Consider the following 568-nt stretch of genomic DNA (forward strand, 5'->3'; position numbering starts at 1 on the left):
CGGACAATCACGGCGCGACGACCACGGGCAACCTGACCGTGAACATCCAGGACGACAGCCCGCTGGCGGCCAACGACAACGGCGGCACGGTGACCGAGGACGCGCACGGTGCCGCCGCGGTCCTGGGGGGCAACGTGCTCCTGAACGACACCGGCTGGGGCGCGGACGGCCCGAACGATCTGTTCGATGGCTTTGCCTGGAACGCCGGCGACAATGCGGCGACGCAGACCGATCTGTCGCAATACGGCACGCTGGTGCTGGGTCCCGCCGGCGGCTGGACCTTCGTGCTGGACAGTTCCAAGCCGGCCACGCAGGCGCTGGCCGAAGGCCAGATCAAGGATTTCGTCCTGAAATACACACTGACGGACAACGACGGCGACACGTCGCAAGCCGAACTGACCATCCACATCAAGGGCACGAACGATGCGCCGACGATCACCTTCGGCGGCGACAACGGCGCCGACGCGAACGCGGCGGTCTCGGAAGAAGGTCTGAAGGGCGGCATCCTGCCGCCGCACGGCCCCGGCATCCCGGATGACGCCGGCGCTCCGGATACGACCAACAGCGC

General features: G+C 67.8%; 1 protein-coding gene. It reads left to right on the forward strand.

The annotated features are described in order from the left end of the window. Nucleotides 1–568 (forward strand): VCBS domain-containing protein (locus ABD022_RS14775; protein WP_343822183.1); only part of this gene is annotated, 568 nt, incomplete at both ends.

Source organism: Castellaniella daejeonensis, assembly GCF_039523555.1.
In the GTDB taxonomy this organism is placed as follows: Bacteria; Pseudomonadota; Gammaproteobacteria; order Burkholderiales; family Burkholderiaceae_B; genus Castellaniella; species Castellaniella daejeonensis.